Source organism: Thioclava sp. PTB-PU3-1 (assembly GCF_055666785.1).
Map to the genome: position 1 here is coordinate 73,717 of NZ_JBVNVL010000005.1, position 24,334 is coordinate 98,050.

Sequence of the window (24,334 nt, forward strand, 5' to 3'; positions counted from 1 at the left end):
GCGCCCCCTCCCGACTTACGTTTTGCACGCGGCGGGTGCGGGCGTCATCCGTTACAAGCCAGCGTCAGCGCGATCGGGATATTGTCCGGTCCGCCATGCACATCCGGTTGATTGACCGACACGTTCGGCACGCAAGTCGCGCCGTCGTCCAAGCCCCGGATCACCACCGGGTTGGATTTCACCGGCACCAGTCCGGTCAGGTTCTCGGGGTCATACATCTCGATGCGCAGATCGTTCGGGTTCTCGGCCTGGGGCAGGGCGAGCGCGAAGGCCATCGTGACGGCCCCATCCTTCACCGTCGCCTGAAAACCGTAGATCTGCGGATCGGGCAGTTGCTCGGCCCCTTTCCAGAACCGGGTGTAGAAGAACGAGCCTTCCGAATTCTGCCTCGCCGCGTCTTGCAGCGGGGCAAGCTCGTCTCCGGTGAAAGCCCCGTCGCCATTCTTGTCGAAGGTCTGGATCAGCCAGTCGGAAACGGTCGGATCGAAAGTCCAGCTTTCGCCGATATGGGTGACCTTGCCGCTCTCCATGCCGACGAGCAGGCGGATCAGGATTTCGTCTTCCGGGTGCGCTGCGGACAATCCCGGCGCGAGCCCGATCAGGGCGGCGAGGGCGAAAGCGGCATGGCGGAGTGCGGCGCGGCGGATCATGGCTGAAAATCCGGTTTTTTGCTGCCGGGCGGGGCGGCGGGCGGTGGCGCGCCGAAGCTGGGGAAAGCATCGGCCTCGGGCACGGCGGCATCTGCGGCGGGCGCGTTCTCTGAGGCCGCGGTCGAGGGATCGGCATTCTTGGGCTTCAGCTTGCCGCCCATTAGCGCGACCCCGCCATAGAGTAGGCCGATTGCGACCAGCCAGCTGCCGACGATCCGGCCCGCGATCTCGAACCAGCGCGCCTGCCAGCTGCGCAGCACCAGATAGACCGCGCCGATCAGCCAGACGCCCAACCCGATCCCGGCGAGGAAGACCCACGGTTTTCCGCCATAGCTCGGGTCGGAGAGTTTCACCGAGAGCGCATACATCACTCCCAGAACAAAGCCCGCAGGCACGATCAGCGCGGGCCGCGACCACCGCCCCAGCGCGAGCGTCGCGCCAATGGCGATTGCCGAGATCGGCATGGTCAGGAAGTGATGTGTGATCGCGCCGGGGAGTTGTTGCAACGCGGCCATCAACTCGATGCGGAAGGTGAAGCCGAGTGCGATCCCGACGGCCCAAAGGAGCGCCGCAATCAGCGCCGCGCGCCGCCCGACCAAGGCCAGCGCGATCCCGAAGCCAAACAGAGGGAACAGCCGCTCGATCGCGACCGCATCGCGGATCAGCCAAGCCCCGGTCTCGCCGCGGTCCGCGGGCGGAATGACCGCCAGCACGATCAGGGCGGTCAACCCGGCCAGCACCCAGAGGTGCCTCAGCCAGCCAAGACCGGAACGGTTATGCGATACGTCAATGGCCAAAGAGGCTTAGCCCACCTTGCAGGAACCCAAGCTGAGATTGCAGGTAACCCAGCGCCAGCGCAAGGAAGCCGAGCCCGACCACCGCGATGATCGCACCCAGCCCGCGCGAAAGCTGGCCGCCCCGGATCGGCTCGAGGATGAGGCCCACGCCGACGCCGATCACGTGGATCATCCCGGTCGCCAGCACGAAGCCGATCGCGAAATCGGCCGGGTCGGCGGCCAGCGGCAGTTCCGCCCCATGCGCATAGCCGTGATAGAGCGCGAAGACCGAGATGATCGCCAGCGCGACCCATTCGTAGGGTTTCCACCCGGCGGCGATGGCGAGGCCGAGCACCACGATCGACAGCGCGATCCCGATCTCGATCCCGGGCAGTGGCAGGCCGAGAATGCCGATCACGCCGCCCACGACCATGATCAGCGGAAAGGTCACCGGCAATTGCCAGACCTGCCGCCCGCCCATCTGAGCGCCCCAGAGGCCCACGGCGAACATCGCGAGGAAATGGTCATAGCCCGAGAGCGGATGCTCGAACCCCGCGGTGAACCCGCCCGAGCCGGTCGCGGTGATATGGGCGGCGGCCACCTGCGGCAGCATCAGGGCGACGAGGCCCGCGAGGGCGGCAAGGCGGCGATGGATCATGCGATGGTTCTCTGTCCCGTGATTGTTGGGCGGCATCTTCCGGATCGGGACGCGAAACTCAAGGCGGCAAATGGCTCACCGTGTCTCACCATCGATTGAAGGGGCCGGGCGCGCGCGCTCAGCCCGCGCCGAGCAGCGCGGAAATCTGATAGGTCGCGAAGGCCGCGAGATAGGCCAGCGCGAACATGTAGACCACGGCGACCCACATCCATTTCGCCGAGCCAGCCTCGCGCCGGATCACCGCCAGCGTGGAGATGCATTGCGGCGCGAAGATATACCAGGCCAGCAGCGCCAGCGCGGTGCCGAGGCTCCATTGATCGGAGAGCGTGTGGATCAGTCCGTTCTCGCCGCCTACCGCGTAGACCGTCGCGAGCCCGGCCACGGCGACTTCGCGCGCGGCCATGCCCGGCACCAGCGCCACCGCGATATGCCAGTCGAAGCCTAGCGGATGCAGGATCGGGGCGACGAAATGGCCGATGATCGCGGCGAAGGAGTAGTTTATTGCGGGCTCCGTCGCGCCTTCTGGGGCCATCGGGAAGGTCGACAGGAACCAGATCACGACCATCGCCCAGAAGATCACCGTGCCCGCGCGGCGCAGGAAGACCCGCGCACGCTGGTAAAGCCCTAGCGCGATATTGCGCAGGATCGGCGTTTTGTAGTCGGGCAGGTCAAGCATCAGCGGGGCCGACCGCTCTTCGCGTGCGAAAAGGTAGCGCGCGACGAAAGCCACCGCGAGGACCGAGAAGACGCCCGCCGCATAGAGGCCGAACATCACCAGTCCTTGCAGGCTCAGCCCGCCGAGGACTTTCGTGTTCGGGATGAAGGCCGCGATGATCAGCGTATAGACGGGAATGCGCGCCGAGCAGGTCATCAGCGGTGCCACGAGGATCGTCGTCAGCCGGTCGCGTTTGTTGTCGATCACCCGCGCCGCCATGATGCCGGGAATCGCGCAGGCAAAGCTCGATAGAAGCGGGATGAAGGCGCGCCCGTTCAGCCCCGCGCGGCCCATGATCCGGTCCATCAGGAAGGCGGCCCGCGCCATGTAGCCAAAATCTTCCAGCAGCAGGATGAAGAGGAAGGTGAACAGGATCTGCGGCAGGAAGATGATGACCGAGCCGATGCCCGCGATCAGCCCGTCCGCGATGAAGCTCTGGATCAGCCCGTCCGGCAGCAGCTGCGTCACCGCTGCGCCAACGGAGGTAAACGCCCAGTCGATCGCGTCCATGAACGGCGCGGCCCAGGAAAAGACCGCCTGAAACATCACGAAGAGGATTGCGAGCAGGATGATCGGCCCGGCGATCGGGTGCAGCACGACGCGGTCGATCTTGGCGGAGACCGTGTCCGGCTCTGGCGGCTGGATCACATGGGTCTTCACCAGCCGTTCCGCCTCGCGCATCGAGACACGCATGTCATGGGTGCTCGGCACGGCCCAGCTTGACGGTTGCGGTGCGTCGAGACCGGCTTCCAGCATCGGGTCGACTGCGGACCAGAGCTCGTCCAGTCCGCCACGGCGCACGGCGGTCGCGGGGATCACCGGGATGCCCAGTTCCTCGCTCAGCGCCACATGGTCGATCTGCAAGCCGCGATGGCGCGCGATGTCGATCATGTTGAGGATCATCACGATCGGCAGGCCGATCTTCTTGAGCTCCGAGACCAGACGCAGCGCGCCGCGCAGGTTGGTCGCATCGCCTACGGCGAGGATCATGTCGGGGACACGCTCGCCCGGACGCTGGCCCAGCAGCACGTCGCGAGTCACTTCCTCATCGGGGGAGCGGGCGCGCAAGGAATGGGTGCCGGGCAGGTCGATCAGGGCGAACTTGCGGCCCGCAGGCGTGGTGGCCACGCCGACTTTGCGCTCCACGGTCACGCCGGAATAATTGCCGACCTTCTGGGTTGCGCCGGTCATCGCGTTGAACAGTGCCGTCTTGCCGCAATTGGGTGCGCCGACGAGCGCGGCCTCGATCGGCTGGGCGTCGGGGTCGGTCTGGGCTGCTTTGGGCTGGTTTATGGCAGGTGCCGACGTCATTCCGCGAGGATGGCCATCGCCTCGGCACGCCGCAGAGCGACGGTGGTGTCGTTCACGCGCACCGCAATCGGATCGCGCCCGAACGGACCTTCGTGAAGGATGTGGACCGAAGCGCCCTCGATGAAGCCAAGCTCCAGCAGGCGCAGTTCCAACTCGTCCGCGTCATAGCCGCCATTCCCGGCGAGCGGGCAGACCGATACCAGAGTGCCCCGGAACCCACGACGGCACTGGCCAAGCGGCAGCGCGCATTTGCAGGTTTCGTTCTCGATAGGGCTGGCCTTCATGAGGGCACCTCCGTGATGGGTCGCGAGTTGGTCTTCGCTTCCTACAGATTGGAGATAGTCTGGAAATTGATCTCTGACAAATGAAGTCTGGTATTTTTCCGCCTTCGTGATCGATTATTTTAGTCAGGAATTTAGAAGGACTCTAAATTGTAGGATAAGTGACTGAAATAATTGTTTTCATATGGAAAGGCGCCGCCCCCTCCGGAGCGACGCCTTCAGGCCGGTTTTCCGCCGGATCGACCCCTCAATGCTCGCGGAAAGCGCGGTTCATCGAATCCACCACCGGTTTCGCGATGTATTGGGCGAAGGTTCGCGACGCGGTCTGGATCATCACTTCGACCGGCATCCCGGGCATCGGCGCGAAGCCCGGCACGCGGCGCAACTCCGAGGCGGGCAGGCGGATGCGGGCGATATAGACCTCGCGCGGATGCTCGCCCGAGCGCTCCACGATCGCGTCGGCGGAGATGTAATAGACCTCCCCGATCAGGATCGGCGTCGTGCGCTGGTTGAGCGCCGAAAGCCGCACCGAGGCCTCCTGTCCGACCTTGATCGCGTCGATATCGGTGCGTGCGATCATCGTCTCGATGATGAGCGGGGCTTCCGAGGGCAGGATCTCGGCGATCACCTTGCCCGCCTCGATCACGCCGCCCGCGCCGGAATAGTTCAGACGCACCACGGTGCCGGAAACGGGGCTGTCGATCACGACGCGCTTCAGGATGGAGGTGGCCTTGCGTTCTTGTTCGCGCACGGAATCCAACTCCGCCTGCACGGTCTCCAGCTCGTCGAGCGCGGCCTGCTTGTGGGTTTCGATCGTCTGCGTGGTCTGCGCCTGATATTTCGCGCGCATCTCCTCGCTCTCGCCGATCTCCGCCTTGAGGCGTCCGATCTGCCCATCCGCATCGGCCAGAGCGCGCAGAAGGGCGTTCAGTTCGGTCCGCCGGATCAGGCCGCTCTCATAGAGTTTCGCCTTGCTCTCATGGTCCTGCGCTAACAAGTCGCGCTGGGCCTCGGTGGCGGTCAGCTGTGCGCGATAGCCTTCCGCGCGGCTTTCCATGGCGGCGATGTTGCGGGCCAGAAGGTCCAGCTCGCTTTGTACCTTCGCCCGTGTCACCTCGAAGGCGAGGCGCTGCGAGTCCATCATCGCGGCGATCTCCGCATCGCGCCGGGCCTCCTGAAGCCAATCCGGGAAGACCAATTCGCGCCAGCCGTCATATTCGGCCTGAATACGAGCCTCCATCGAGGTCAGTCGCGCACGGCGCAGAAACAGCGCGCGTTCATTGGCCAGAGCCGAGGTCTCGTCGAGACGCAGGAGCGGTTGTCCCGCCGTGACGAAATCGCCCTCGGAGACGTTGATCTCCTTGATGATCCCGCCTTCGAGGTGCTGGATCATCTTGTTGCGGCCCGTGGCCACGAACGAGCCGGGCGCCATCACGGCCGCCGCGAGCGGTGCGCTGAAGGCCCAGACGCCGAAGCCCCCGAAGGCCATCGCGAAGATCGTCAGGCCGATGATGACGAGCGCCTTGATGTTGCGCGGAACCTCGGTCGACCAGTCGCGGGTTTCGGCAGATTGGATTGGGTTGGTCAGAAGGAGTGTCATGCCGGCGCTCCTTGCATGGGTGCGTTGGCGGTGGTGGCGGGTTGGGCCGCTGCGCGCTGTTGCTGGACCTGTTGAGTCTTGGCCTGCTTGCGCCGCTCCAGTTCCGCCAGCATCTGATCGCGCCAGCCGAACATCGCGATATTGCCGTCATTGAGCAGCATGATCTTGTCGACCGCGCTGAGCAGCGAGGGTTTTTGCGTGACCACGACCACCGTGATCCCGTTCGCCTTCGCATGGCCGAGCGCGCGCACGAGAGCCGCATCGCCTTGGGTGTCGAGGTTCGAGTTCGGCTCGTCCAGCACCACGAATTTCGGATCGCCGAAGAAGGCACGCGCCAGACCGATCCGCTGTTTCTGTCCGCCCGAGAGCGGCGAGCCATCCGAGGCCACGACCGTCTCGTAGCCCTGCGGCAGCGAGGCGATCATCTCATGCACATCGGCGAGCGCGGCGGCGCGGTGGATTGCGGCGTCGCTCGCATCCTCGCGCATCCGGGCGATGTTCTGCTTGATCGTGCCCGGGAACAGCTGCACGTCCTGCGGCAGGTAGCCGATGCATTCCCCGAATTGCCGCGGGTCCCAGTTGCGGATGTCCATCAGATCCAGCCGCACTGCCCCCGAGGTCGGCAGAACCGATCCCACCAGCATCTTGCCGAGCGTCGTCTTGCCCGCGCCCGAATTGCCGATGATCGCAAGCTGATCGCCCGGCGCGAGCGAGAAGGTCAGCGCGTTCAGCACGACATGTTTGGTGCCCTGCGGGACATAAAGGAGACGCTCGATATCAAGCCGCCCCTCGACCTTGGGCAGGCGCAGCTTGTCGTTGCGGGTCTTGGCCGAGGCCAGAAGCTGGCCGACCCGGTCATAGGCGCCGCGTGCCAGCAGGAACGAGTTCCAGCCCTCGATCGCACCTTCGATCGGCGCGAGCGCACGGCCCGCCACGATCGAGGCGGCGATCACCATGCCGCCGGTGATCTGCCCGTCGAGCGCGAGATAGGCGCCCCAGCCGAGCATTCCGATCTGGGTGAACAGGCGGAACATCCGCGAGGCGGAGGCGGTGAAGACGTTGCGGTCCTGCGCCTCGGTCTGTGCGCGCAGCGAAGCGGCGGTATCGCGGCCCCAGATCGACACGGCCTCGGGGATCATCGCCATCGCGTTGATGATCTGGCTGTTGCGCGACATCGACTCGAGATGAAGGTTCGCCTTGGTCTGCGCGATATTGGCGCGGCGGAAGCCCTCCGAGGTGATCTTCTGGTTGATCCAGGCGAAGACCATCAGGATCAGTGCGGTGATGACCACGATCGTGCCGAGATGCGGGTGGATCAGGAAGACCGCGAGCACGAAGATCGGTGTGAAGGGCACGTCCAGAAAGGACAGTAGCGTGCCGGACACGAGGAAGCTCCGCAGCGCGTTGAGATCGCCCAGAACCTGATATTCGCGCCCGTTGGAATGCAGCGAGGCCTGCGCCGCCGCCGATAGAACCGGCGCGCCCAGACGTGCCGCCACATCCACCGCCGAGCGCATCAGCACCAGCCGTCGCACCGCGTCGAGCAGCGTCTGCACCACGATCGCCCCGACGATCACGATGGTCAGCATCACGAGCGTATCGGTCGAGCGCGAGGTGAAGACCCGGTCGGAAATCTGGAACAGGTAGATCGGCACCGCGAGGATCAGAATATTCGTGGCGCAGGTCATCAGAGCAACAAAGGCAATGTTCGCGCGCAGGCGCTTCTTCATGTCATGCAGTGTGCGGGTGAAATCCACCGGACCGAGGCGCTTGTGAAAGGTTGGAGTGGAGGGTGGCGCCGGTGGGGAGCCGGAGGCATTTTGCGCGGGGACACGACCCGCCTCCTTTTGGGTGTCAGCACCACCCTCCGTCCGGGCGGCGACTGTTTCGACAGTCCCCTCCGCGCCGGTCTCTTCGGCTTGCGTCTCCGCCTCGGGACCGTCTCCCGTGGTGGCTTCCGCCTGCCGTTTGTCTGTCGGATCGACCTCTGGCCGGTCCTCGTTCTGAGCCATCGCGTCATGACCATCTTGGCGGTGCGCCTGCCCCCCGGCGGCGTCGTCAGTCCTGTCTTTCATCGAAGTTCCCCTAGTATGTGTAGTTCCGCGCCCCCGTCAGGCCAGAACCGTGTGCAATGCATCGAGCGACCCGCTTCCCCCGTGGGAGCCCGGATGCACCTGGAATTCCTCATCGTCGTAATTCGGCGTGTTCTCGATCATCCCGTCCGCGAGGAAGGCGACTGCCTCCGAGGCGAGCGCCCCTTCGCTGGAACTCGTCGGACCCAGAGGATCACCGCTGCCGTCATCCATCATGCCCGCCTGCCAGATCACCGCGTCGGAATAGACGCCATCGGCGGCCATGATCGTGCTGTCGACGCCCGCGACGGTCAGCGACGCGACATTGCCAAGCGTGTTGCCGCCAGCCTCGACGCCGAACTCGCCCGGCCCGTCGATCGAAATCAGGTCGGCGTCATCGAGAATGTTGATCTGGGTGAAGTTGTCCCGGATGACGAGGTCGCCCTCGATATAGAGCACCCGCAGCGCCATCTGGCCGCCGAGAAGCTCATCGCCCAGAAGCCCTTCGACCGCCTCGAAGGCCGCGCCCGGAGGCATCGAATGGTCTTCGCCCGCGTTCGGACCGAGGCCGCCGTAAATCTTGGCAAGCTGGTCGAGGACGCTCTGATATTGCGCGTCCATCTCCATGTACTGGTCGATGCCCACCTTGGTCAGATGCGCCTCGTTCCACAGAAGGTTATCCTCGCTCGACACATGGCCCGCGCCGCCATGCCCGACGCCGCCCGATCCGCTCATCACCAGATCGTCGTCGAGCAGCACGTTGATCTGCTCGAGCTGCGCGATCTCGTACATGTTGCCGCCGATCATGATCAGATCGAACTGCGAACCGATTTCCAGCAGCAGCTGCAGATTGACGGTCGAGTTGTCGCCCATCACGATCTCGGCGGAATAGGAGCCGAATTCGAAGCTCACCAGATCCCCGTCGGAGACCGCGTTTACCTGCGTCGTATGGTTGTCGATGATCAGGTCGCCGCGAATTGCCGTCATCGCGATCAGGCTGCTGCCAGCCGGCATGACGAGATTGAGGAAGTTCGCGGGATTGGCCTCTTGGGTGTAGACCGCGACGTTGTGAGCCTGCGAGGCGAGCGGGTCATAGCCCCCCGCGTTTCCGAGGCCGTTCCCGCCAGCGCTGTTTCCGGTGCCGTGATGGCCCAGTCCGAGCTTCATATCCACGTCGCGCAGCACGTTGACCTGCGAGATCACCGAGAGCGAAGTCATAGAGCCGCCCACTGCGATGACCGGCGCATCGAGCCAGTCATGCACCGCCTGCGACTGGTTCAGCAGAAGGTTGTTGCCGGTGCTCAGGCTCTGCACGATTTCCAGCGCCAAGCCAGCCGGATCAACGGGCATGTCGGGGCTTTGGACCAGCCCGGCCGCACCGTCTTCGCCGCCGATCCCGTCGATCTCGACCTCGACCACACCTTCGCCAAACGGTGCGTCCTCGTCCTCAGACGGATCGCGCGCTTCCAGCCGCAGCGTCAGCGTCTCGGGCATCTCGTCCATGAGCTGCCCGTCGAACACCACTTGGCCGGAGAAGGCGGGCGGAAGGGGGGAGGAGGCCTCCGCTTCACCGCCCTCGAGGCTTTCGTTTTCCAGCTCGGTCATGGTTTCAGGATCGGAAGCGCCCGCTCCTGCTTCGTCTACCACATCGGTGTCGGTGGGCGCGGCGAAGATCGTCTCGCTGCGGAACATCGCAGCCGTTGCGCCGCCGGGCACGGCCTCGGGATCGAGCGCGTCGATCTGGGCCATCAGCGTCTCTGTCTGCGCTTCGATGGTCGTGCCCACAGGCGCGGTGCTCACCGTCAGCGCATCGGCATAATCGGCCAGCGCCATCAGCTTCGACGCGGAGGCCTCCGGGCCGTATTCGTCCATCAGCTCCGCCGGCATCATGAAGGGCTTGTCGTAGAGCACGTCATGATCGTTCAGCGTGTTGATCTGCGAGGTGATGTGGAGCACCGAGGAGGGCGGGGCCATTCCGAGGAACACCTGAAACGGCACCGGAACTGGCGGAAAATCATAGGGCGGGATCGCGAACTGGCCGGGCGGCAACCCGGGCGGTGCGATGTCGCGCAACTGGTAATCGTCGACGAAGGGCAGCCAGGGCGCGCCGGGCGGCGGCGCCAGTGGCAGTCTCAGCTGCAGCGACGGATCGAAATCTCCGAGCAGGTAATTCGAGTCGACGTTGACGGTGACGGAGAGCAAAACCCCCGGAGCAGGCGTGGAGGCCTGCAGCGCGCGGAAAGCGTCGTATTCCTGTCGGGCGACATAGGTCTCGGTCGTCTGATTGAAGGCGCCGATGAAATGGGCGATGATTTCGGTCTGCCGGTCAAGCATCTTACTTCCCCCCTTCATGACGCTGGAGACCCGCGCTTGGATGCGGGTCGTCAGACTGTCGGTTCATCGCATCGGGCGGGCGAATGCCGCCGAGGTCAGGTCCGGGCGTGATGCGATGTGAAACGCCGGGAACGAGATGCGGCGCGCCTCCGGGAGAGGCGCGCCGCTTGAGCTCTTAGGCCGTGGTGTCGTCGTCGCCGATATAGGTCGAGGACAGCGAGCCACCGACCACGGTGGTATCCACGGCGTTGCCGAGGATGTTCGCACCCATCACGATCGACTGGTTGAACGCGGTGGTGTCGATTGCACCGCTCGCATCGGCGTAGGACTGGCCGGTGACGATACCATCATCGCCATTGCCCGAACCCCAGTTGCCGAGGCTGCCGCCATTGCCGCCGCCGCCTGCGGTGACGTCGCCACCGCCGTTACCGCCGCCAGCATAGCCGCCCGTCGCCCAGGAACCGCCGCCCGAGGCGTGCGAACCGGTCGAGGACCAGCCGTAGCCGTCGCCGCCAGCACCGCCGTTGCCGCCTTCACCAGCGCCGAGGCCCATACCATGGCCGACGCCCATCGAGCCTGCGGTCGCGCCGCCGAACTCCATCGCACCGGCATCGCCGCCCGTCGCCAGTTCCGGCGAAATGATCGGAAGGATGTCCAGGCTGCCCGTGTCGCCGCCGCCAGCGATCGCACCGGCGCCGCCGTCTTGCGCTGCGGCACCCGAGGCGCCTACACCCAGCCCGACGCCGAGACCGAAGCCTGCGCCGCCGTCACCGCCGTCATCGCCTTCACCCTCGGTGTCCGAGGCCGCGATCGAAACGCCGCCGCCCGACAGGGCGATACCGCCACCGGCAAGTGCAGCGCCACCGGTCGAGCCGACATCTTCGGCACCGTTGCCGCCTTCGGAGGCTGCATCGATCCCGTCATCCGCCTCTGCCGAATTGTCCTTGATCGTAGCGTCGACCTGGAAAGTCGAGTGGTTGGAAACGCTCGGATTGCTCAGCGTATCGTTGTCGTTCAGGCTGTTCGACTGAGCATTGATGAGCATGTTGTCGTTACCCGCGCCGTTGAGCACGTCGGTAAAGTTCATGTCATCGCCGGGATCATAGGCGTAGTTCATGTTGCCATCGGCCATCAGAACATCGCCGATGCTCGACGAGCCGCTTAGATCGAAATCGGCAAAGTCGTCATCGGACGGCTCGTAGCCGTCGAGGTTCAGACCGACCTGAACATCGACAGCGGTCAGGTTCGCATTGAGGTTCGCATTGGCGTTGAGGTTGCCATTGCCGTTCATGTTCGTGTTGTCGCTGGAGCTATGAGCGCCAGCCCCTGCATGCGAACCGCTATGCGAGCCGGAATCGCTGTTCGAGCCGGAGCCCGCAAGCGCACCGGCACCGGCACCCGACATAGCGCCCGAACCCGCAAGGCTGCCAGCGCCCGAGCCCGACATCGATCCGGAGTCGCTGCTGTTCTCGGTGGTCGAGTGCTGATACTGGCCCTGGCCCTGGCCCTGCATTTCAGCCTGCGCCTGGCCCTGGCCCTGCGCTTCGAACTGACCCTGCCCCTGCACCTGCATGGACGGATCGGCGTGGTGATTTTTCTTTCCAGACATTGATATTCACTCCCAGTTGTTCGGTCCGGGATCCGTCACTCTGTCTAAAACGGATATAATTGGACCATTGTGATCAGGGCTTTCGCCCCGGTGAATGTCCGCTTCCCCAACCGCTCGGCACCCCTGTCCCGGTCCCCGAATCGAGCGATTCGCAGGTGGGTCACCCTTGCCGGGCGGAATGTGGAAACAGACGAGTCACAGCCCCCAGCTGCGACACCGACATCCTGCGCTCCGTGATCCGGTGGACCTAGCTAGCAAATGGGTCTAGCCGGTCGGGTCGTCTGATTAACCGGCTGAAACGCATCCATTTTCCGAAATTCCGCACGCAGAGACCTGCGGAATCCCGGAGGATCGCGGCGGTTTTCACAAAGCCGTTGCAAATGCAGAAATTGGAACAAGGTCTAGTGGCTCATCTATTGGGCGCTACCACTGGCGCGCGCCAGTAAGTGCCGCAGCGCAGAAAACCCACCATTCGCGCGCCGACTCGAGTAAGATTACGTTACGTAAGAGAATCCTTACCATCGGGTAAACACTTCGGGTAACGCTGATCTCACTGGTCCGTGATATGGTTGATGCGGGCGGTATGACGTGGGGTTAACCGTCCGCATATTGAGTTCAGGGTAGGAGGAGGGGGCCGCCATGAATGCGTTGTATAAGAGTGAACCCGCGGGGAAACGCGTAATGCCGTCTTGCCGCAAACAGGATGCTGCGATCTGTTTTCTGGGCGCGTCGCAGATTTTTTCCGATACCGTATTGAGAACCGTCGATGCCGAGGTGGCACCGGCGACATGTCTGCGTCTGGATGATTTCGAAACGTTGCTCGAGGCGTTGCGGTCCGACGGTTGGATCGAGGATCACGGCGCACTGTGTTCGTTGATCGTGGATGAGGATCACGCCGATGGTCTTGTCGCGCTGGCCGAACGACGTGAGCCGCTTCTGTCGCGTGTGAAGCTGATCGTCGCGATTGAAGACGAGGCCTATGCGCAAGATCTGATGACGCGCCATAGCGCTGCGATTCTGTCCCATCACATCAGTCTGCTGCCGATGAACGTCAATCTGACGACGTGGCTTTTGATCCTTCGGATGATCGTCTCGGGGGGGCATTATATCCCGCCCGCGCTTCTGCGCTGCCGTCCGGCAGAGCCGCCGGTCTCGGCGCTGAACGGATCGGCTGCAGCCAACGCGTCGCATGCGATCGACGTATCGGGGCTGACGCCGCGCGAAACCGAGGTGCTCGAGATGCTCGCCTCGGGGCAGCCGAACAAGATCATCGCGGGGCAGCTGAACCTGTCCGAACATACGGTGAAGCTGCATATCCACCGCATCATCGGGAAGCTCGGCGTCACCAACCGCACCGAGGCGGCGATCTGGTATCACCGAAACCGAAGTGCCTAAGGACCCGCCCACGCCGACGGAGATGCGGCCGCCGGATTTCGATCAGTTCCTGATGCAGATCGGGCGCATCAACTACGCGTGGACCAACACCGAGAGCCTGCTAATCCATCTGATCGCGGGGCTCGCCGGGACCGACAAGGGCGTCGCGACGATCATCCATTTGACGCTGAACACGACGCGGGCGCGGCTCGATCTGGTGGATCGGCTGGCCAAGCGCGACGACTGCCCCTGCGCGCCGAAGGCCTGCGAACGGGTGCTGGCGGTGTCGGCGCGGATGAAGAAGGTCTCGGGGCTGCGTAATCACTTCAACCATTGCCTCTACGCCTTCGACGAGGGCGGCGGGCCGGTGCGCGCAATCCAGATGCGGATCGCGGATCGCAAGACCAGTCTGAGGATTGGAGAGGAAAGCGTTCTGGACCGCGCGACGCTCGCCGAGTTGGAAGCCGCGCTTGCCGAAATGCAGGCGATCAATGCAGAGATCTGGGCGATCGCCAAGAACTATGGAATGCCGCTGTAAAGCGGGCAGAGGGATCACAAAGGCGCCGCGCGCAAGCTCAGTTGCGCATCTGGCGTCCCAGCGCTTCGGCCAGTTCCCACGGGTTCGTCGGCTTCGAGAAGACGGGAATTTCCGGCATGATCGACTGGAAGGCGAGCGGCAGCGGCTCGGCCGTGTTCACCACCAAGGGCACTTCGCGCTTCCACAGCTCAACGATCAGGGCTTCCGCCGATCCGTCGAGCAGGTTCATGTCGAGGATCGCGCCATCGACATTCATCGAGCCGTCGGACAGCGCGGCACGCGCGCGCGCTAAGGTCGCGAAGGGGCCGGCAACCTGACCGCCCGCCTCCTCGACCGAGAAGGCGATGTCATAGGCAATGAATAATTCGTCTTCGACCACGAGGACATTGCTGCCCTCGAGGCAAGTCATACTGCTCTGTAACATGGGCTACACTACCCTTTTATCAGGTCCATTGGCACGGTCATGCGAGCTTGGAACCCGTCGGGAACCCATTCGGTTCCATAGGTTCCCCGCAATTGGCCCTGAATGGTCAGGTCGATGAGCTTGGATCCGAAGCCGCTGTTGCTCGGCTGCACCAGTTCTTCGGGATAGCCGCTTTCTCGCCAGTCGAGTTCGAGCTGCCCGGACCTGTCGCGCCAGGTCAGTTCCAGAAGCCCCGCATCATGCGAAAGCGCCCCATATTTCACGGCGTTAGTCGCCAATTCGTGGATCACCAGCGCGAGGTTGGTCGACCCCGCATGGTTCAGCGCGATATCGGGACCGTCGAGGATCAGGCGCGGATCGTCGAGATTGGTGTAAGGCGAAAGCACGCCCAGCAACAATTCGCGCAACTCGACCATGCCGCGGAAATCGCGCTCGGGCGTGGCGGTCGGATTGATCAGCTCATGGGCGCGGGCCAGCGCGCCGATCCGCTCGCGCAAACCCCGCGCCATTTCCTCCGGCGTCGTCGCATGGCGCGCGGTCATGCCGACCAGCCCAGACATCATCGCGAAGGCGTTCTTGACCCGGTGGTTGAGTTCGCGCGTCAGCGTATCGCGCGCTTTCGCGATCTGCCGCTCCTCGGTCACGTCGCGGAGATAGGCGAGGATCGCGCCGTGCTCGGGGTAAAGGCGTGCCTCCAGAATGCGGCCGTCTCGCCCGTCCTGATCGGTGACCGTCGGGACACCCGTGCGGCGGGCCTCTTCCAGAGCTTTTTCGAAATTGCTTCCGATCAGATGGGGCGCGGTCTCCCAGAGCGACCGCCCGACCGCCTGTGCTTCCGCCTCGGCTCCGACCGCGTCGCGGATGCGGGCGCGCATGACCGAATTGGCGAACCGGATTTTGTCTTCGCTATCGAGTTCGACAATCGCGTCGAAGGTGATTTCGTGAAAATGCGCGAGCCGTCGGTCGACTTCGGCCGCATGTTCGCGCGCCGCGTTCAGATCGGAAATGTCGAGCGCGGTGGCCACGGCCACGGGCGGTTCGCTTTCGACCCGCTGCGCCGAGACCAGCAGATTGCGCTCCGGTCCGTCATGGCGCACGCAGCGCAGTTCCATGTGGCTGATCGTCTCTTCGTTGCGCGCCGCGCGCACGATCGGAAACTCGCTCAGGCTGAGCTTGCGCCCTTCTGGGGTGTACGCGTCGAAGGCGAGCTGCTTGGTCACGTCGCCGTCCGTCACGCCGAACATCTCGATCGCGGTGGCATTCAGATCGATAAGCCGACCGGTGCCCAGCTCGGCCACACCGACGCCGATCGGCATCTGATCGAGAACGGCGCGGAACCGGTTTTCCTCACGATGGGCGACGTTGATCTGGCGCCGAAGACGGATTTCCGCCTCGACCCCGGCGGCGATGTCGGACAGCGCCTCGTATTCTTCCTCGGTCCACTGTCTTGCCTCGCGGTCGATCAGGCAGAACGCACCCAGCGGCTGCCCGTCGATCGTGCGCAACGGCACCCCGAGATAGGCGGTCACGCCCAGATCGCGCACGGCACCATTGTCGCGCAGCACCGTGTCCTCGCGCGCATCGGGCACGTTCAGCGGCGCATCGGATTCGACGACATAGCGGCAGAAGGAATGGCTGAGCGGCGTCTCCGAAGGGGCAGCGGCGTCCAGTCCGGTTTGCGCCACGAAGACCTGCCGGTTCTCATCGACCATGGAAACCAACGAGACAGGCACTCCGGTCACCCGCGTGGCGAGCCGTGTCGCGCGCTCGAAGATTTCCGCAGGCGCACTCTCCAAAAGACCGGTCTCGCGCAACGCCCGAAGGCGCGCCGGATCGGCGAGTCTGGACCGTTCTTCACCGGTCAGCGGAGGGGGCATAGAGGTATTCATGCGCAGGCTCTCATAATTCCACCTATGCCCCGAAGAAACCCATTTCGCCCAGTGTCATATGACACGGTTGCGATCACGATTTCCGCCAAACACGATTTTCTTCAGCGTTTTTCGTGATGCGGTTGCGGTGTCGACGAATCGCAGAGCCAAGAGGTCGCGATCACCCGCATTCCGAAGGCGTCTTATGCTGAATTCGTAACGCGTTCTAATGGGTGACGTTAGGTAAGGATTCGCGCAGGTTTCAGCGAACCGGCAGGAACTGGCCTAGGCGCGCCCCGACCTTGCCGGGACGCGCCATATGAAAGCACGCGACGGAGAGCGTGCTCAGCAAGCGGTGGCGGGTGTCATCGTGCGCTGGTCGAGGAGGAAGTCGGTCACCATCGCGCCGATCCACATGCAGAACAGCGCCAGCCATGCGGTGCCTGCCAGAACGGAGGTGCCCGTCACGCCGTTGCCGATGGCGCAGCCGCCGGCCAGCATCGCACCGAAGCCCATGAAGATCGCCCCGATCATCGAGCGCCGCATCACCGGCATCGAGTCGAAGCCCTGCCAGGCGAACTGGCGCGAGAAGAGCGAGCTCAGGAAAGCGCCCAGAACCACGCCGGGCACGAGGCCCACGTCGAATTCCAGCACCGAGTTGCGGTCGAGGAAGAACATCAGCGTATTGGCCGAGGGGCCCGAGAAGGTGACCGAATTCACCGGCACCGGATCGAAAGCGACCTGGCTCAGCATGAAGGTCAGCACCCAGCCCACCGCGACGGCGAAACCGACGCCGGAGGCGAAGATCCACGTCTTCACGCCGATCTCGTTGCGCTTGGCCAGATACATGCCCGCGATGGCGAAGACGATGCCGACGGCCAGCCCGGTCCAGTTGGGCAGATGCAGCGCGTCGAGGATATTCACATTCTGCGCACCGGTGATCCAGAGGCTCGCCAGCCGGTCACGCAGTGGCGCGAGGATGCCCTTGAGGCTCATCGTGGCGGTCACCGCGAAGATCAGCCCCGAGACGACCGAGCGCAGGTTGCCCGTCGCCGCCAGCACGAGAAGCCGTCCCGAACAGCCGCGCGACAGCACCATGCCGACACCGAAGATCAGCCCGCCGATGATCGCGCCCGACCACGAGCCGGGCACCGACATCATCCGGCTGTCGCCCTGCCGGAACAGGTCCAGAAGCTGCGCGCCCTGCACCCAGACAAGCGCGGTCGAGAAGGTCAGGAACCACACCGCGACCTTGCCGCCCAGCTTGCCGCGCGCGAATTCCACCGTGGCAGCCCGCAGGCAGAAGTTGGATTTCTGCGCGGCGACGCCGAAGATGAGCCCGGTGATCACCCCGAAAAGCGCCGCCGTGGGGCCTTCGCCGATCCGCTCGATGAGTGCGATGATGTCCATGATACGATCTCCCGTTCGCGCACGGGTTCTGCCAGAAACCGCAGAAACGCACATTGATCTGAGTCAGGTTGCACCTTTTGCAGACTTGCCGCAGGCGCTGCCGTCGCGTCTAAGGAGAGGATGATGAAGTTGCGATCCGTCCCTCTCGACGAGGCCCACGAGCTGCCGCGCTGGCGCAGACCCGAGGCGCTGCTTTACGTCATGGCCACCGCCATGCCGATCTCCTTCGCCACCTGGTCGGCGCTCCTGAACAACTTCGTCATCGACGTCGTGAATTTCGATGGCGTCGATATCGGCTGGCTGCAGAGCTTCCGCGAAGTGCCGGGCTTCCTCGCCATCGGGGTGATCGTCGTGCTGTGGGTGATGCGCGAGCAGACGCTGGCCATCCTGTCGCTGCTGCTTCTGGGCGGAGCGACGGCGGTCACCGCGCTTTTCCCCAGCTTCGCCGGGCTGATCATCGTGACGCTCTTGTCCTCGATCGGGTTTCACTATTTCCAGACGGTGAACCAGTCGCTGCAATTGCAGTGGATCGACAAGGCCAAGGCGCCGCAGACGCTGGGCCGGATCGTGGCCATCGGGTCGGGCGCCTCGCTGGCGGCCTATGCGGTGCTGGTGCTGACCTGGAAGACGTTCAACCTCAGCTATGAATTCGTCTACGCCACCGCCGGGATCGCGACGATGGTGATGATGGCGGCGGCTGCGCTGATCTATCCGCAGTTCCACACCCGCGAGCCGCAATCGAAGAAGTTCGTGCTGCGCCGTCGCTACTGGCTCTATTACGCGATCACCTTCATGGCGGGCGCGCGGCGGCAGATTTTCGTGGTCTTCGCCGCCTTCATGATGGTCGAACGCTTCGGGCTGCGCGTGGATGAGATCACCGCGCTCTTCCTGATCAACTTCGCGGTCAACATGGCCGCCGCGCCTGCAATGGGCCGCTTTGTGCATCGCTTCGGCGAACGCCGGGCGCTGATCTTCGAATATGTCGGGCTGACGCTGCTGTTCCTCGCCTATGGCGGCATCTACTGGTTCGGCTGGGGCATCTGGCTGGCCTGCGCGCTCTATGTGGTCGATCACCTGCTGTTCGCGCTGGCCTTCGCGCAGAAGACCTATTTCCAGAAGATCTGCGACCCCGAGGATATCGCGCCCACTGCCGCCGTCGCCTTCACGATCAACCATATCGCGGCTGTCTTCCTGCCGGTGACGCTGGGCTACCTCTGGATGGTCTCGCCCGGCGCGGTCTTCGGGCTGGCGGCCTCGATGGCGGTGATCTCGCTGGGGCTCGCGCTGCTGGTGCCGCGTCACCCTTCGAAAGGCTACGAGACGGTGCTGCAGGGTCTTGGCCCGGTGCCGGCGTGACGCCCGCGTGAACTGGAAATTCCGCCGCTCCGCGCCTATCTGAGAGGGGCGCGAAAGGGAGATTTACCATGCTGTTCGGAAAACCCGCCACCATTCCCACCAAGGCCGAAGCCCTGCCGGGCCGCGCCGAGGCGATGCCTCTGGCAGAGCCGCATTTCCTCTGGGGGCGCGATCTGCGCTCCCCCGTGCCCGAGGGCATGGAAGAGGCGATGTTCGGCATGGGCTGCTTCTGGGGCGTCGAACGCATGTTCTGGAACACCGACGGCGTCTGGCTGACCATGGTCGGCTATGCGGGCGGTCCCACGCCCAACCCGACCTATCGCGAAGTCTGCACCGGCATGACCGGCCATAACGAGGTCGTCCGCGTGATCTACGACCCCGCCAAGGTCAGCTACGAAGACCTGCTGCGCGTCTTCTGGGAGGGCCACGATCCGACCCAAGGGATGCGTCAGGGCAATGACCGCGGCACGCAGTATCGTTCGGGCATCTACACCTACACGGATGCGCAGAAAGAGGCCGCCAAAGCCTCGCGCGACGCCTATGCCGAGCGCCTGCAGGCGGCGGGCTATGGCACGATCACCACCGAGATCATCGACGCGCCGCCCTTCTACTATGCCGAGGATTATCACCAGCAATATCTGGAGAAGAACCCCGGCGGCTATTGCGGCATCGGCGGCACCGGCGTGACCTGCCCGATCGGGCTGAACGCGTGATCTGATGCGTGTGCGGGCCGCTTGACGGCTCGCGCCCGCGGCCCTAAGCCCGGGCGCAACCATCCCGAGGAGCGCGCCCATGACCACCTTCACCGCCTTTACCACGCTGGCCGATCGCGAGGCCGCCGAGGCGCTGTCCGAACGTCTCGAAGAGCTCGATCCCGGCCCCTACGGTACCGGCGTGTTCGAGATCGAGGACGGGTCGGGCCGCTACGAGGTTTCGGGCTATTTCCTCGAGGCCCCCGACGACGTGGCGCTGGACTTGCTGGCGATCTCGCACGGAGCGCAGCCTTTCGTTGTCTCGGAAATTCCGGAGACCGATTGGGTCGCGCATGTGCGGCGCGAACTGGCCCCGGTGCGCGCGGGCCGCTTCTTCCTCTATGGCAGCCATGACGAGGACAAGATCCCGGCGGATACGATCGCGCTCCGGATCGATGCGGCGATGGCCTTCGGGACGGGCCATCACGGGACCACCTCGGGCTGCCTGACCGCGCTCGACGATCTGGCGAACGAGGGTCACGCCTTCCACAATGTCGCCGATATCGGCTGCGGCACCGCCGTTTTGGCGATGGCGGCGGCGAAGCTCTGGCCCGAGCCGGTGCTGGCCTCCGATATCGATCCGGTCGCGGTGGAGACGGCGGCGGCGAATGTCGCGGTGAACGATCTTGAGGGCCGTGTGATCTGCATCGAGGCCGCCGGCTTCTGCGATCCACGCCTGAAAGAGGCCGCGCCCTTCGATCTGATCTTCGCCAATATCCTCAAAGGCCCGCTCGTCGCGCTTGCCCCCGAAATGGGCCGCAACTGCGCCGAATCGGGCTTCGTGATCCTCAGCGGGATCCTCAACGAACAAGCCGATGAAGTGGTCGCCGCCTATCAGGCGCAGGGCTTTGTTTCCCATTCGCGTAAGGAATTCGGCGAATGGACGACATTGGCCATGCAGCGCGCCTAATCCGCCACAAATCCGCTCCGATTGCCGTAAGGATTGCTTTACCCTGACCTGAGAAATTGCCTTTGGGGGCATCGCAGTTAACGGGGTTTGCCATGCGCGATCCGCAAATCGAGTCTTTTGAAAAGCGCCTGCATCGGATCGACCAGATCCATCAAGCAGGCGGCGCATTCGAGGCGTCCGGTGCATTGGGGCGCAGCTATTTTGATTCCATGCGCCCGAAGTCGCGCCGCAGTTTTCCGCTGCGCGGTGTGGCGCTGATCTTTGCCGGTGTTCTGCTGGTGAAGGGCGCGATGCTCGCGCAGGTGGGCCAAGAGAGCTACGAGGCGCGCGTCGCAAGCCTCGCGAACGGCTCGCAATTCGAACGGGTGGGGGCTTGGGTCATGCATGCCGACCCGATCACCCGCAAGATCGCCGGGCTGCTCGCGCCGTATATCGGCTGAACGCCAAAGCCACTAAGCCATAAAGAAAGGGCTGCGCCGTTGCCGGGGCAGCCCTTTTCGCATGACCTGTCGGTCGCGTTAGCGCAGGCGCGCCACGTCGAGCCGGGTCAGGCCGATATCGTCCAGCGCGCGGTCGCTGAGCTTCATCAGAGCCTTGCGGGTGACGCGTGCGTCGTTCCAGTCGTGCAGGGCTGCGATCAGCGAGGTAAAGACGCTCGGTCGGGCGCTGCGGCTCATGCGGGTGTTGATATCCATCGAAGCCATGGGGAGGATCCTTCAGTTCACAAACTGCTCAAGTTTCGGGCATTACATCTTCTGAAGCGCAGATAAGACTGGCAGGGTGCGAAAACAATCTCAGTTTTGGCAGCCCCGCCATGCAGGAATCGCATGTGATATGAGGCCGGTTTTTGCATCCCCTCTGGCCGATGTTCCCTTTTCGTGCTAGTTCTTGCGAAACAACACGAGAACGAGGCAGGGCAAATGCGGGTGATCGGGATCGATCCGGGGTTACGCAATCTCGGATGGGGCGTGATCGAGATGGACGGATCGCGACTCAGGCATGTCGCGAACGGGATTCTCCATTCCGAAGGTAAGGATTTGGCAAAGCGCCTGCTGGTGCTGCACGAGGGGCTGAGCGCGGTTATCGCGACCCACGCACCCGAGGCGGCCGCGGTGGAGCAGACCTTCGTCAACAAGGACGCAGTCGCGACGCTGAAACTTGGGCAGGCACGTGGCATCGCGCTTCTGGCGCCTGCGCAGGCTGGGCTCGAGGTCGGCGAATACGCCCCGAACGCGATCAAGAAAACCGTCGTCGGCGTCGGCCATGCCGACAAGACGCAGGTGCAGCATATGGTGCGCCACCAACTGCCCGGCGTGCAGTTCGAAGGGGCCGATGCGGCCGATGCGCTCGCCATTGCGATCTGCCACGCCTTCCACCTGCAATCGGCGGCTCGGATGAATGCGGCGCAGCTTTCCCGCGATGCCTTGGGCACAACCCAACGGAGGCGCGCATGATCGGTCGCATCGCAGGGGTCATCATTCACCGCGCGCTCGACCACGTCATGATCGACGTGCGCGGCGTGGGCTATGTCGTCCATGTCAGCCAGCGCACCGCGCAATCGCTGCCGCCCGTGGGCGAGGCCTGCGCGCTCTATACCGATCTTCTGGTGCGCGAGGACCTGCTGCAACTTTTCGGCTTCCCGACACTGCTGGAGAAGGAATGGCACCGGCTGCTGACCTCGGTGCAGGGGATCGGCGCGAAAGCCTCGCTCGCGATCCTCGGCACGCTCGGCGCGGAGGGGCTGGGTCGCGCGATCGCGCTGGGCGACTGGTCGGCGGTGAAATCCGCCCCCGGCGTCGGCCCGAAGCTTGCCCAACGCGTCGTGCTGGAGCTGAAGGAGAAAGCTCCGACCGTCATGGCGATGGGGGCGGAGTTCACTGTTGATGCCACCCCCGAGGTGATCGAGGACGCGCCGGCCAAGAAGCCCGCAAAGAAAGCAGCCCCGGCCGCGACGCCGAAGGTAAACTTCACCGCCGAGGCGATCTCCGCGCTCACCAATCTCGGTTATGCGCCGTCCGACGCGGCCGGTGCCGTCGCGCAGGCCAATGACGACCCGGAGGTCACCGACACGGCCACGCTGATCCGCGCGGCGCTAAGGCTCCTGGCCCCGAAGGATTGACCTCTTCCTCTTGGGATAAATATCCCGGGGTGCGGGGCAGCGCCCCGCTTGCTCCCCTCCGCCAAAGGCGCGACAGTAAATGACGATGAGCGAACCTGATCCCACCCTGCGGCCCGACCGCCTGCCCGAAGACGCCGACCGCGCCCTGCGACCACAGGCGCTGGAGGAATTCACCGGTCAGGCCGAGGCCCGCGCCAATCTGCGCGTCTTCATCGAAAGCGCCAAGATGCGCAGCCAGGCGATGGATCACACGCTGTTTCATGGCCCGCCCGGTCTGGGCAAGACGACGCTTGCGCAGATCATGGCGCGCGAGCTGGGCGTGAACTTCAAGATGACCTCGGGGCCGGTGCTCGCCAAGGCGGGCGATCTGGCCGCGATCCTGACCAATCTCGAGGCGCGCGACGTGCTGTTCATCGACGAGATCCACCGGATGAACCCGGCGGTGGAGGAAGTGCTCTATCCCGCGATGGAGGATTTCGAGCTCGATCTGGTGATCGGCGAAGGCCCCGCCGCGCGCACCGTCCGGATCGAGTTGCAGCCCTTCACGCTGGTCGGCGCCACGACGCGGCTCGGCCTGCTGACGACGCCCCTGCGCGACCGCTTCGGCATCCCGACCCGACTGCAATTCTACACCGAGGACGAGCTGGACCTGATCGTGACGCGCGGGTCGCGGCTTCTGGGTATCCCGTCCGACCCCGCGGGCACCCGCGAGATCGCCAAGCGCGCGCGTGGCACCCCGCGCATCGCGGGACGTCTGCTCCGCCGCGTCGTCGATTTCGCGCTGGTCGAAGGCGACGGGCGGCTGACTCGCGAGATCGCGGACCGCGCGCTGACGCGGCTTGGCGTCGACAATCTCGGTCTCGACGGGGCGGACCGGCGCTACATGATGCTGATGGCCGATCATTACGGCGGCGGGCCGGTGGGGGTGGAGACGCTCTCGGCCGCGCTGTCAGAAAGTCGCGACGCGATCGAAGAAGTCATCGAACCCTACCTGTTGCAACAGGGCCTGATCAGCCGCACCCCGCGTGGTCGGATGCTGGGCGCGCGGGCGTGGCGGCATCTGGGGCTCGAGGCACCGAAACCCGCCACCCCGCAGACGGACCTCTTTGGCGATGGCTGACCCCTTGGCACGTTTCGAGATCACCGAGGCGGAGATCGACCGCGTCGTCGCGCGCTTCTACGAGCGTGTGCGCGGCCACGCGATGCTCGGTCCGGTCTTTGCGGTGCATGTCACCGACTGGCCCACCCATGAGGACAAGGTCGCCCGGTTCTGGAAGAACGCGATCCTGCGCAAGCCGGGCTATGACGGCTCGCCCATGCAGGTCCACCGCGCGGCAGGCAATGTGCGCCCGGGCATGTTTTCGACCTGGCTTGCGGAGTTCGACAAGGTGCTGAGCGCGGAGCTCACGCCCGAACAGGCGGCGGGCTGGTCGGCGCTGGCGCATCGCATCGGCATGAGCCTGCGGCAAGGCGTGGTCGAGCGCGAGACCTTTGCGGGCGGTATTCCGAAGCTGAAATGACCCGCGCGCGTAGGCGCGCAAAACTAGAGGCGGAGGGGGCGCTGCCCCCGCTCTGAC

General features: G+C 64.5%; 23 protein-coding genes. 10 read left to right on the top strand and 13 right to left on the bottom strand.

What is annotated here, in order from left to right:
- Positions 1 to 44: 44 nt before the first annotated feature.
- From ACZ7GB_RS14045 to ACZ7GB_RS14085, 9 genes are all read right to left on the bottom strand, one after another.
- Complete coding sequence (locus ACZ7GB_RS14045) at positions 45 to 650, bottom strand: DUF1007 family protein (protein ID WP_472159165.1); 606 nt, start codon at positions 648 to 650, stop codon at positions 45 to 47.
- On the bottom strand, positions 647 to 1,447 hold the full coding sequence (locus ACZ7GB_RS14050; RefSeq protein WP_472159166.1) for a hypothetical protein: 801 nt from the start codon (positions 1,445 to 1,447) through the stop codon (positions 647 to 649). Before ACZ7GB_RS14050 ends, ACZ7GB_RS14045 begins: the two co-directional genes overlap by 4 nt.
- Positions 1,437 to 2,084 (bottom strand): HupE/UreJ family protein, encoded by a 648-nt coding sequence (locus ACZ7GB_RS14055; RefSeq protein WP_078544992.1) that lies wholly within the window; start codon positions 2,082 to 2,084, stop codon positions 1,437 to 1,439. Before ACZ7GB_RS14055 ends, ACZ7GB_RS14050 begins: the two co-directional genes overlap by 11 nt.
- Before the next feature lie 118 nt (positions 2,085 to 2,202).
- Positions 2,203 to 4,110, bottom strand: a complete 1,908-nt coding sequence (gene feoB, locus ACZ7GB_RS14060; RefSeq protein ID WP_078540349.1) for a ferrous iron transporter B — start codon at positions 4,108 to 4,110, stop codon at positions 2,203 to 2,205.
- Complete coding sequence (locus ACZ7GB_RS14065) at positions 4,107 to 4,394, bottom strand: FeoA family protein (RefSeq protein WP_078544996.1); 288 nt, start codon at positions 4,392 to 4,394, stop codon at positions 4,107 to 4,109. Before ACZ7GB_RS14065 ends, feoB begins: the two co-directional genes overlap by 4 nt.
- 244 nt (positions 4,395 to 4,638) lie before the next feature.
- Positions 4,639 to 5,991 carry an HlyD family type I secretion periplasmic adaptor subunit gene (locus tag ACZ7GB_RS14070; protein ID WP_472159168.1) on the bottom strand — a complete coding sequence of 451 codons (1,353 nt, stop codon included), beginning with the start codon at positions 5,989 to 5,991 and terminating at the stop codon, positions 4,639 to 4,641.
- Positions 5,988 to 8,066: a type I secretion system permease/ATPase gene (locus tag ACZ7GB_RS14075; protein ID WP_472159169.1), complete on the bottom strand. Its 2,079-nt coding sequence runs from the start codon at positions 8,064 to 8,066 to the stop codon at positions 5,988 to 5,990. Before ACZ7GB_RS14075 ends, ACZ7GB_RS14070 begins: the two co-directional genes overlap by 4 nt.
- A 36-nt stretch (positions 8,067 to 8,102) precedes the next feature.
- Positions 8,103 to 10,397: a hypothetical protein gene (locus tag ACZ7GB_RS14080; protein WP_472159170.1), complete on the bottom strand. Its 2,295-nt coding sequence runs from the start codon at positions 10,395 to 10,397 to the stop codon at positions 8,103 to 8,105.
- A 175-nt stretch (positions 10,398 to 10,572) separates the two neighbouring features.
- Positions 10,573 to 12,006 carry a hypothetical protein gene (locus ACZ7GB_RS14085; RefSeq protein ID WP_472159171.1) on the bottom strand — a complete coding sequence of 478 codons (1,434 nt, stop codon included), beginning with the start codon at positions 12,004 to 12,006 and terminating at the stop codon, positions 10,573 to 10,575.
- Between the two features lie 681 nt (positions 12,007 to 12,687).
- On the opposite strand from ACZ7GB_RS14085, the gene ACZ7GB_RS14090 reads away from it, so the two are divergent.
- Entirely contained in the window at positions 12,688 to 13,401 is a 714-nt protein-coding gene (locus ACZ7GB_RS14090) for a helix-turn-helix transcriptional regulator (RefSeq protein ID WP_472159172.1), read from the top strand.
- The gene (locus ACZ7GB_RS14095) at positions 13,394 to 13,918 is read left to right on the top strand and encodes a hypothetical protein (protein WP_472159174.1); all 525 of its coding nucleotides are present in this window, start codon (positions 13,394 to 13,396) and stop codon (positions 13,916 to 13,918) included. The genes ACZ7GB_RS14090 and ACZ7GB_RS14095 overlap by 8 nt, the downstream gene beginning before the upstream one ends.
- Positions 13,919 to 13,955: 37 nt before the next feature.
- On the opposite strand, the gene ACZ7GB_RS14100 is transcribed toward ACZ7GB_RS14095, so the two are convergent.
- The 3 genes from ACZ7GB_RS14100 to ACZ7GB_RS14110 all read right to left on the bottom strand — a co-directional run bounded on the left by ACZ7GB_RS14100 (position 13,956) and on the right by ACZ7GB_RS14110 (position 17,620).
- Positions 13,956 to 14,342 (bottom strand): response regulator, encoded by a 387-nt coding sequence (locus ACZ7GB_RS14100; protein ID WP_134330188.1) that lies wholly within the window; start codon positions 14,340 to 14,342, stop codon positions 13,956 to 13,958.
- 8 nt (positions 14,343 to 14,350) lie between these two features.
- Positions 14,351 to 16,231 (bottom strand): GAF domain-containing protein, encoded by a 1,881-nt coding sequence (locus ACZ7GB_RS14105; protein ID WP_472159175.1) that lies wholly within the window; start codon positions 16,229 to 16,231, stop codon positions 14,351 to 14,353.
- Between the two features lie 324 nt (positions 16,232 to 16,555).
- On the bottom strand, positions 16,556 to 17,620 hold the full coding sequence (locus ACZ7GB_RS14110) for a YeeE/YedE family protein (protein ID WP_083079078.1): 1,065 nt from the start codon (positions 17,618 to 17,620) through the stop codon (positions 16,556 to 16,558).
- 123 nt (positions 17,621 to 17,743) lie between these two features.
- Between ACZ7GB_RS14110 and ACZ7GB_RS14115 the strand changes: the two genes are divergently transcribed.
- The 4 genes from ACZ7GB_RS14115 to ACZ7GB_RS14130 all read left to right on the top strand — a co-directional run bounded on the left by ACZ7GB_RS14115 (position 17,744) and on the right by ACZ7GB_RS14130 (position 21,078).
- Positions 17,744 to 18,976 carry an MFS transporter gene (locus tag ACZ7GB_RS14115; RefSeq protein WP_472159177.1) on the top strand — a complete coding sequence of 411 codons (1,233 nt, stop codon included), beginning with the start codon at positions 17,744 to 17,746 and terminating at the stop codon, positions 18,974 to 18,976.
- 68 nt (positions 18,977 to 19,044) lie between these two features.
- Entirely contained in the window at positions 19,045 to 19,689 is a 645-nt protein-coding gene (msrA, locus tag ACZ7GB_RS14120) for a peptide-methionine (S)-S-oxide reductase MsrA (protein ID WP_472159178.1), read from the top strand.
- Positions 19,690 to 19,768: 79 nt separating this feature from the next.
- On the top strand, positions 19,769 to 20,638 hold the full coding sequence (locus ACZ7GB_RS14125; RefSeq protein WP_472159180.1) for a 50S ribosomal protein L11 methyltransferase: 870 nt from the start codon (positions 19,769 to 19,771) through the stop codon (positions 20,636 to 20,638).
- A 92-nt stretch (positions 20,639 to 20,730) separates the two neighbouring features.
- Positions 20,731 to 21,078 carry a hypothetical protein gene (locus tag ACZ7GB_RS14130; RefSeq protein WP_472159181.1) on the top strand — a complete coding sequence of 116 codons (348 nt, stop codon included), beginning with the start codon at positions 20,731 to 20,733 and terminating at the stop codon, positions 21,076 to 21,078.
- Positions 21,079 to 21,156: 78 nt separating this feature from the next.
- Here the strand turns inward: ACZ7GB_RS14130 and ACZ7GB_RS14135 are convergent, their stop codons facing one another.
- A complete protein-coding gene (locus ACZ7GB_RS14135; RefSeq protein ID WP_078522067.1) occupies positions 21,157 to 21,342 on the bottom strand; it encodes a DUF1127 domain-containing protein in 186 nt (61 codons plus the stop codon).
- A 216-nt stretch (positions 21,343 to 21,558) separates the two neighbouring features.
- Between ACZ7GB_RS14135 and ruvC the strand changes: the two genes are divergently transcribed.
- From ruvC to ACZ7GB_RS14155, 4 genes are all read left to right on the top strand, one after another.
- Positions 21,559 to 22,092, top strand: coding sequence for a crossover junction endodeoxyribonuclease RuvC (gene ruvC, locus ACZ7GB_RS14140; RefSeq protein ID WP_078571579.1), 534 nt, complete (start codon positions 21,559 to 21,561; stop codon positions 22,090 to 22,092).
- Positions 22,089 to 22,757 (top strand): Holliday junction branch migration protein RuvA, encoded by a 669-nt coding sequence (gene ruvA, locus ACZ7GB_RS14145; RefSeq protein ID WP_472159182.1) that lies wholly within the window; start codon positions 22,089 to 22,091, stop codon positions 22,755 to 22,757. Before ruvC ends, ruvA begins: the two co-directional genes overlap by 4 nt.
- Before the next feature lie 85 nt (positions 22,758 to 22,842).
- Positions 22,843 to 23,877, top strand: coding sequence for a Holliday junction branch migration DNA helicase RuvB (gene ruvB, locus ACZ7GB_RS14150; protein WP_078522132.1), 1,035 nt, complete (start codon positions 22,843 to 22,845; stop codon positions 23,875 to 23,877).
- The gene (locus tag ACZ7GB_RS14155) at positions 23,870 to 24,277 is read left to right on the top strand and encodes a group III truncated hemoglobin (RefSeq protein ID WP_472159184.1); all 408 of its coding nucleotides are present in this window, start codon (positions 23,870 to 23,872) and stop codon (positions 24,275 to 24,277) included. Before ruvB ends, ACZ7GB_RS14155 begins: the two co-directional genes overlap by 8 nt.
- Positions 24,278 to 24,334: the final 57 nt, after the last annotated feature.

What these genes read in the sequence shown, in the direction of transcription:
- ACZ7GB_RS14045 (WP_472159165.1), bottom strand. Translation starts at nt 650, where the DNA reads ATGATCCGCCGCGCCGCACTCCGCCATGCCGCTTTCGCCCTCGCCGCC.
- ACZ7GB_RS14055 (WP_078544992.1), bottom strand. Translation starts at nt 2,084, where the DNA reads ATGATCCATCGCCGCCTTGCCGCCCTCGCGGGCCTCGTCGCCCTGATG.
- feoB (WP_078540349.1), bottom strand. Translation starts at nt 4,110, where the DNA reads ATGACGTCGGCACCTGCCATAAACCAGCCCAAAGCAGCCCAGACCGAC.
- ACZ7GB_RS14065 (WP_078544996.1), bottom strand. Translation starts at nt 4,394, where the DNA reads ATGAAGGCCAGCCCTATCGAGAACGAAACCTGCAAATGCGCGCTGCCG.
- ACZ7GB_RS14070 (WP_472159168.1), bottom strand. Translation starts at nt 5,991, where the DNA reads ATGACACTCCTTCTGACCAACCCAATCCAATCTGCCGAAACCCGCGAC.
- ACZ7GB_RS14075 (WP_472159169.1), bottom strand. Translation starts at nt 8,066, where the DNA reads ATGAAAGACAGGACTGACGACGCCGCCGGGGGGCAGGCGCACCGCCAA.
- ACZ7GB_RS14080 (WP_472159170.1), bottom strand. Translation starts at nt 10,397, where the DNA reads ATGCTTGACCGGCAGACCGAAATCATCGCCCATTTCATCGGCGCCTTC.
- ACZ7GB_RS14085 (WP_472159171.1), bottom strand. Translation starts at nt 12,006, where the DNA reads ATGTCTGGAAAGAAAAATCACCACGCCGATCCGTCCATGCAGGTGCAG.
- ACZ7GB_RS14090 (WP_472159172.1), top strand. Translation starts at nt 12,688, where the DNA reads ATGCCGTCTTGCCGCAAACAGGATGCTGCGATCTGTTTTCTGGGCGCG.
- ACZ7GB_RS14100 (WP_134330188.1), bottom strand. Translation starts at nt 14,342, where the DNA reads ATGTTACAGAGCAGTATGACTTGCCTCGAGGGCAGCAATGTCCTCGTG.
- ACZ7GB_RS14105 (WP_472159175.1), bottom strand. Translation starts at nt 16,231, where the DNA reads ATGAATACCTCTATGCCCCCTCCGCTGACCGGTGAAGAACGGTCCAGA.
- ACZ7GB_RS14110 (WP_083079078.1), bottom strand. Translation starts at nt 17,620, where the DNA reads ATGGACATCATCGCACTCATCGAGCGGATCGGCGAAGGCCCCACGGCG.
- ACZ7GB_RS14115 (WP_472159177.1), top strand. Translation starts at nt 17,744, where the DNA reads ATGAAGTTGCGATCCGTCCCTCTCGACGAGGCCCACGAGCTGCCGCGC.
- msrA (WP_472159178.1), top strand. Translation starts at nt 19,045, where the DNA reads ATGCTGTTCGGAAAACCCGCCACCATTCCCACCAAGGCCGAAGCCCTG.
- ACZ7GB_RS14125 (WP_472159180.1), top strand. Translation starts at nt 19,769, where the DNA reads ATGACCACCTTCACCGCCTTTACCACGCTGGCCGATCGCGAGGCCGCC.
- ACZ7GB_RS14130 (WP_472159181.1), top strand. Translation starts at nt 20,731, where the DNA reads ATGCGCGATCCGCAAATCGAGTCTTTTGAAAAGCGCCTGCATCGGATC.
- ACZ7GB_RS14135 (WP_078522067.1), bottom strand. Translation starts at nt 21,342, where the DNA reads ATGGCTTCGATGGATATCAACACCCGCATGAGCCGCAGCGCCCGACCG.
- ruvC (WP_078571579.1), top strand. Translation starts at nt 21,559, where the DNA reads ATGCGGGTGATCGGGATCGATCCGGGGTTACGCAATCTCGGATGGGGC.
- ruvA (WP_472159182.1), top strand. Translation starts at nt 22,089, where the DNA reads ATGATCGGTCGCATCGCAGGGGTCATCATTCACCGCGCGCTCGACCAC.
- ruvB (WP_078522132.1), top strand. Translation starts at nt 22,843, where the DNA reads ATGAGCGAACCTGATCCCACCCTGCGGCCCGACCGCCTGCCCGAAGAC.
- ACZ7GB_RS14155 (WP_472159184.1), top strand. Translation starts at nt 23,870, where the DNA reads ATGGCTGACCCCTTGGCACGTTTCGAGATCACCGAGGCGGAGATCGAC.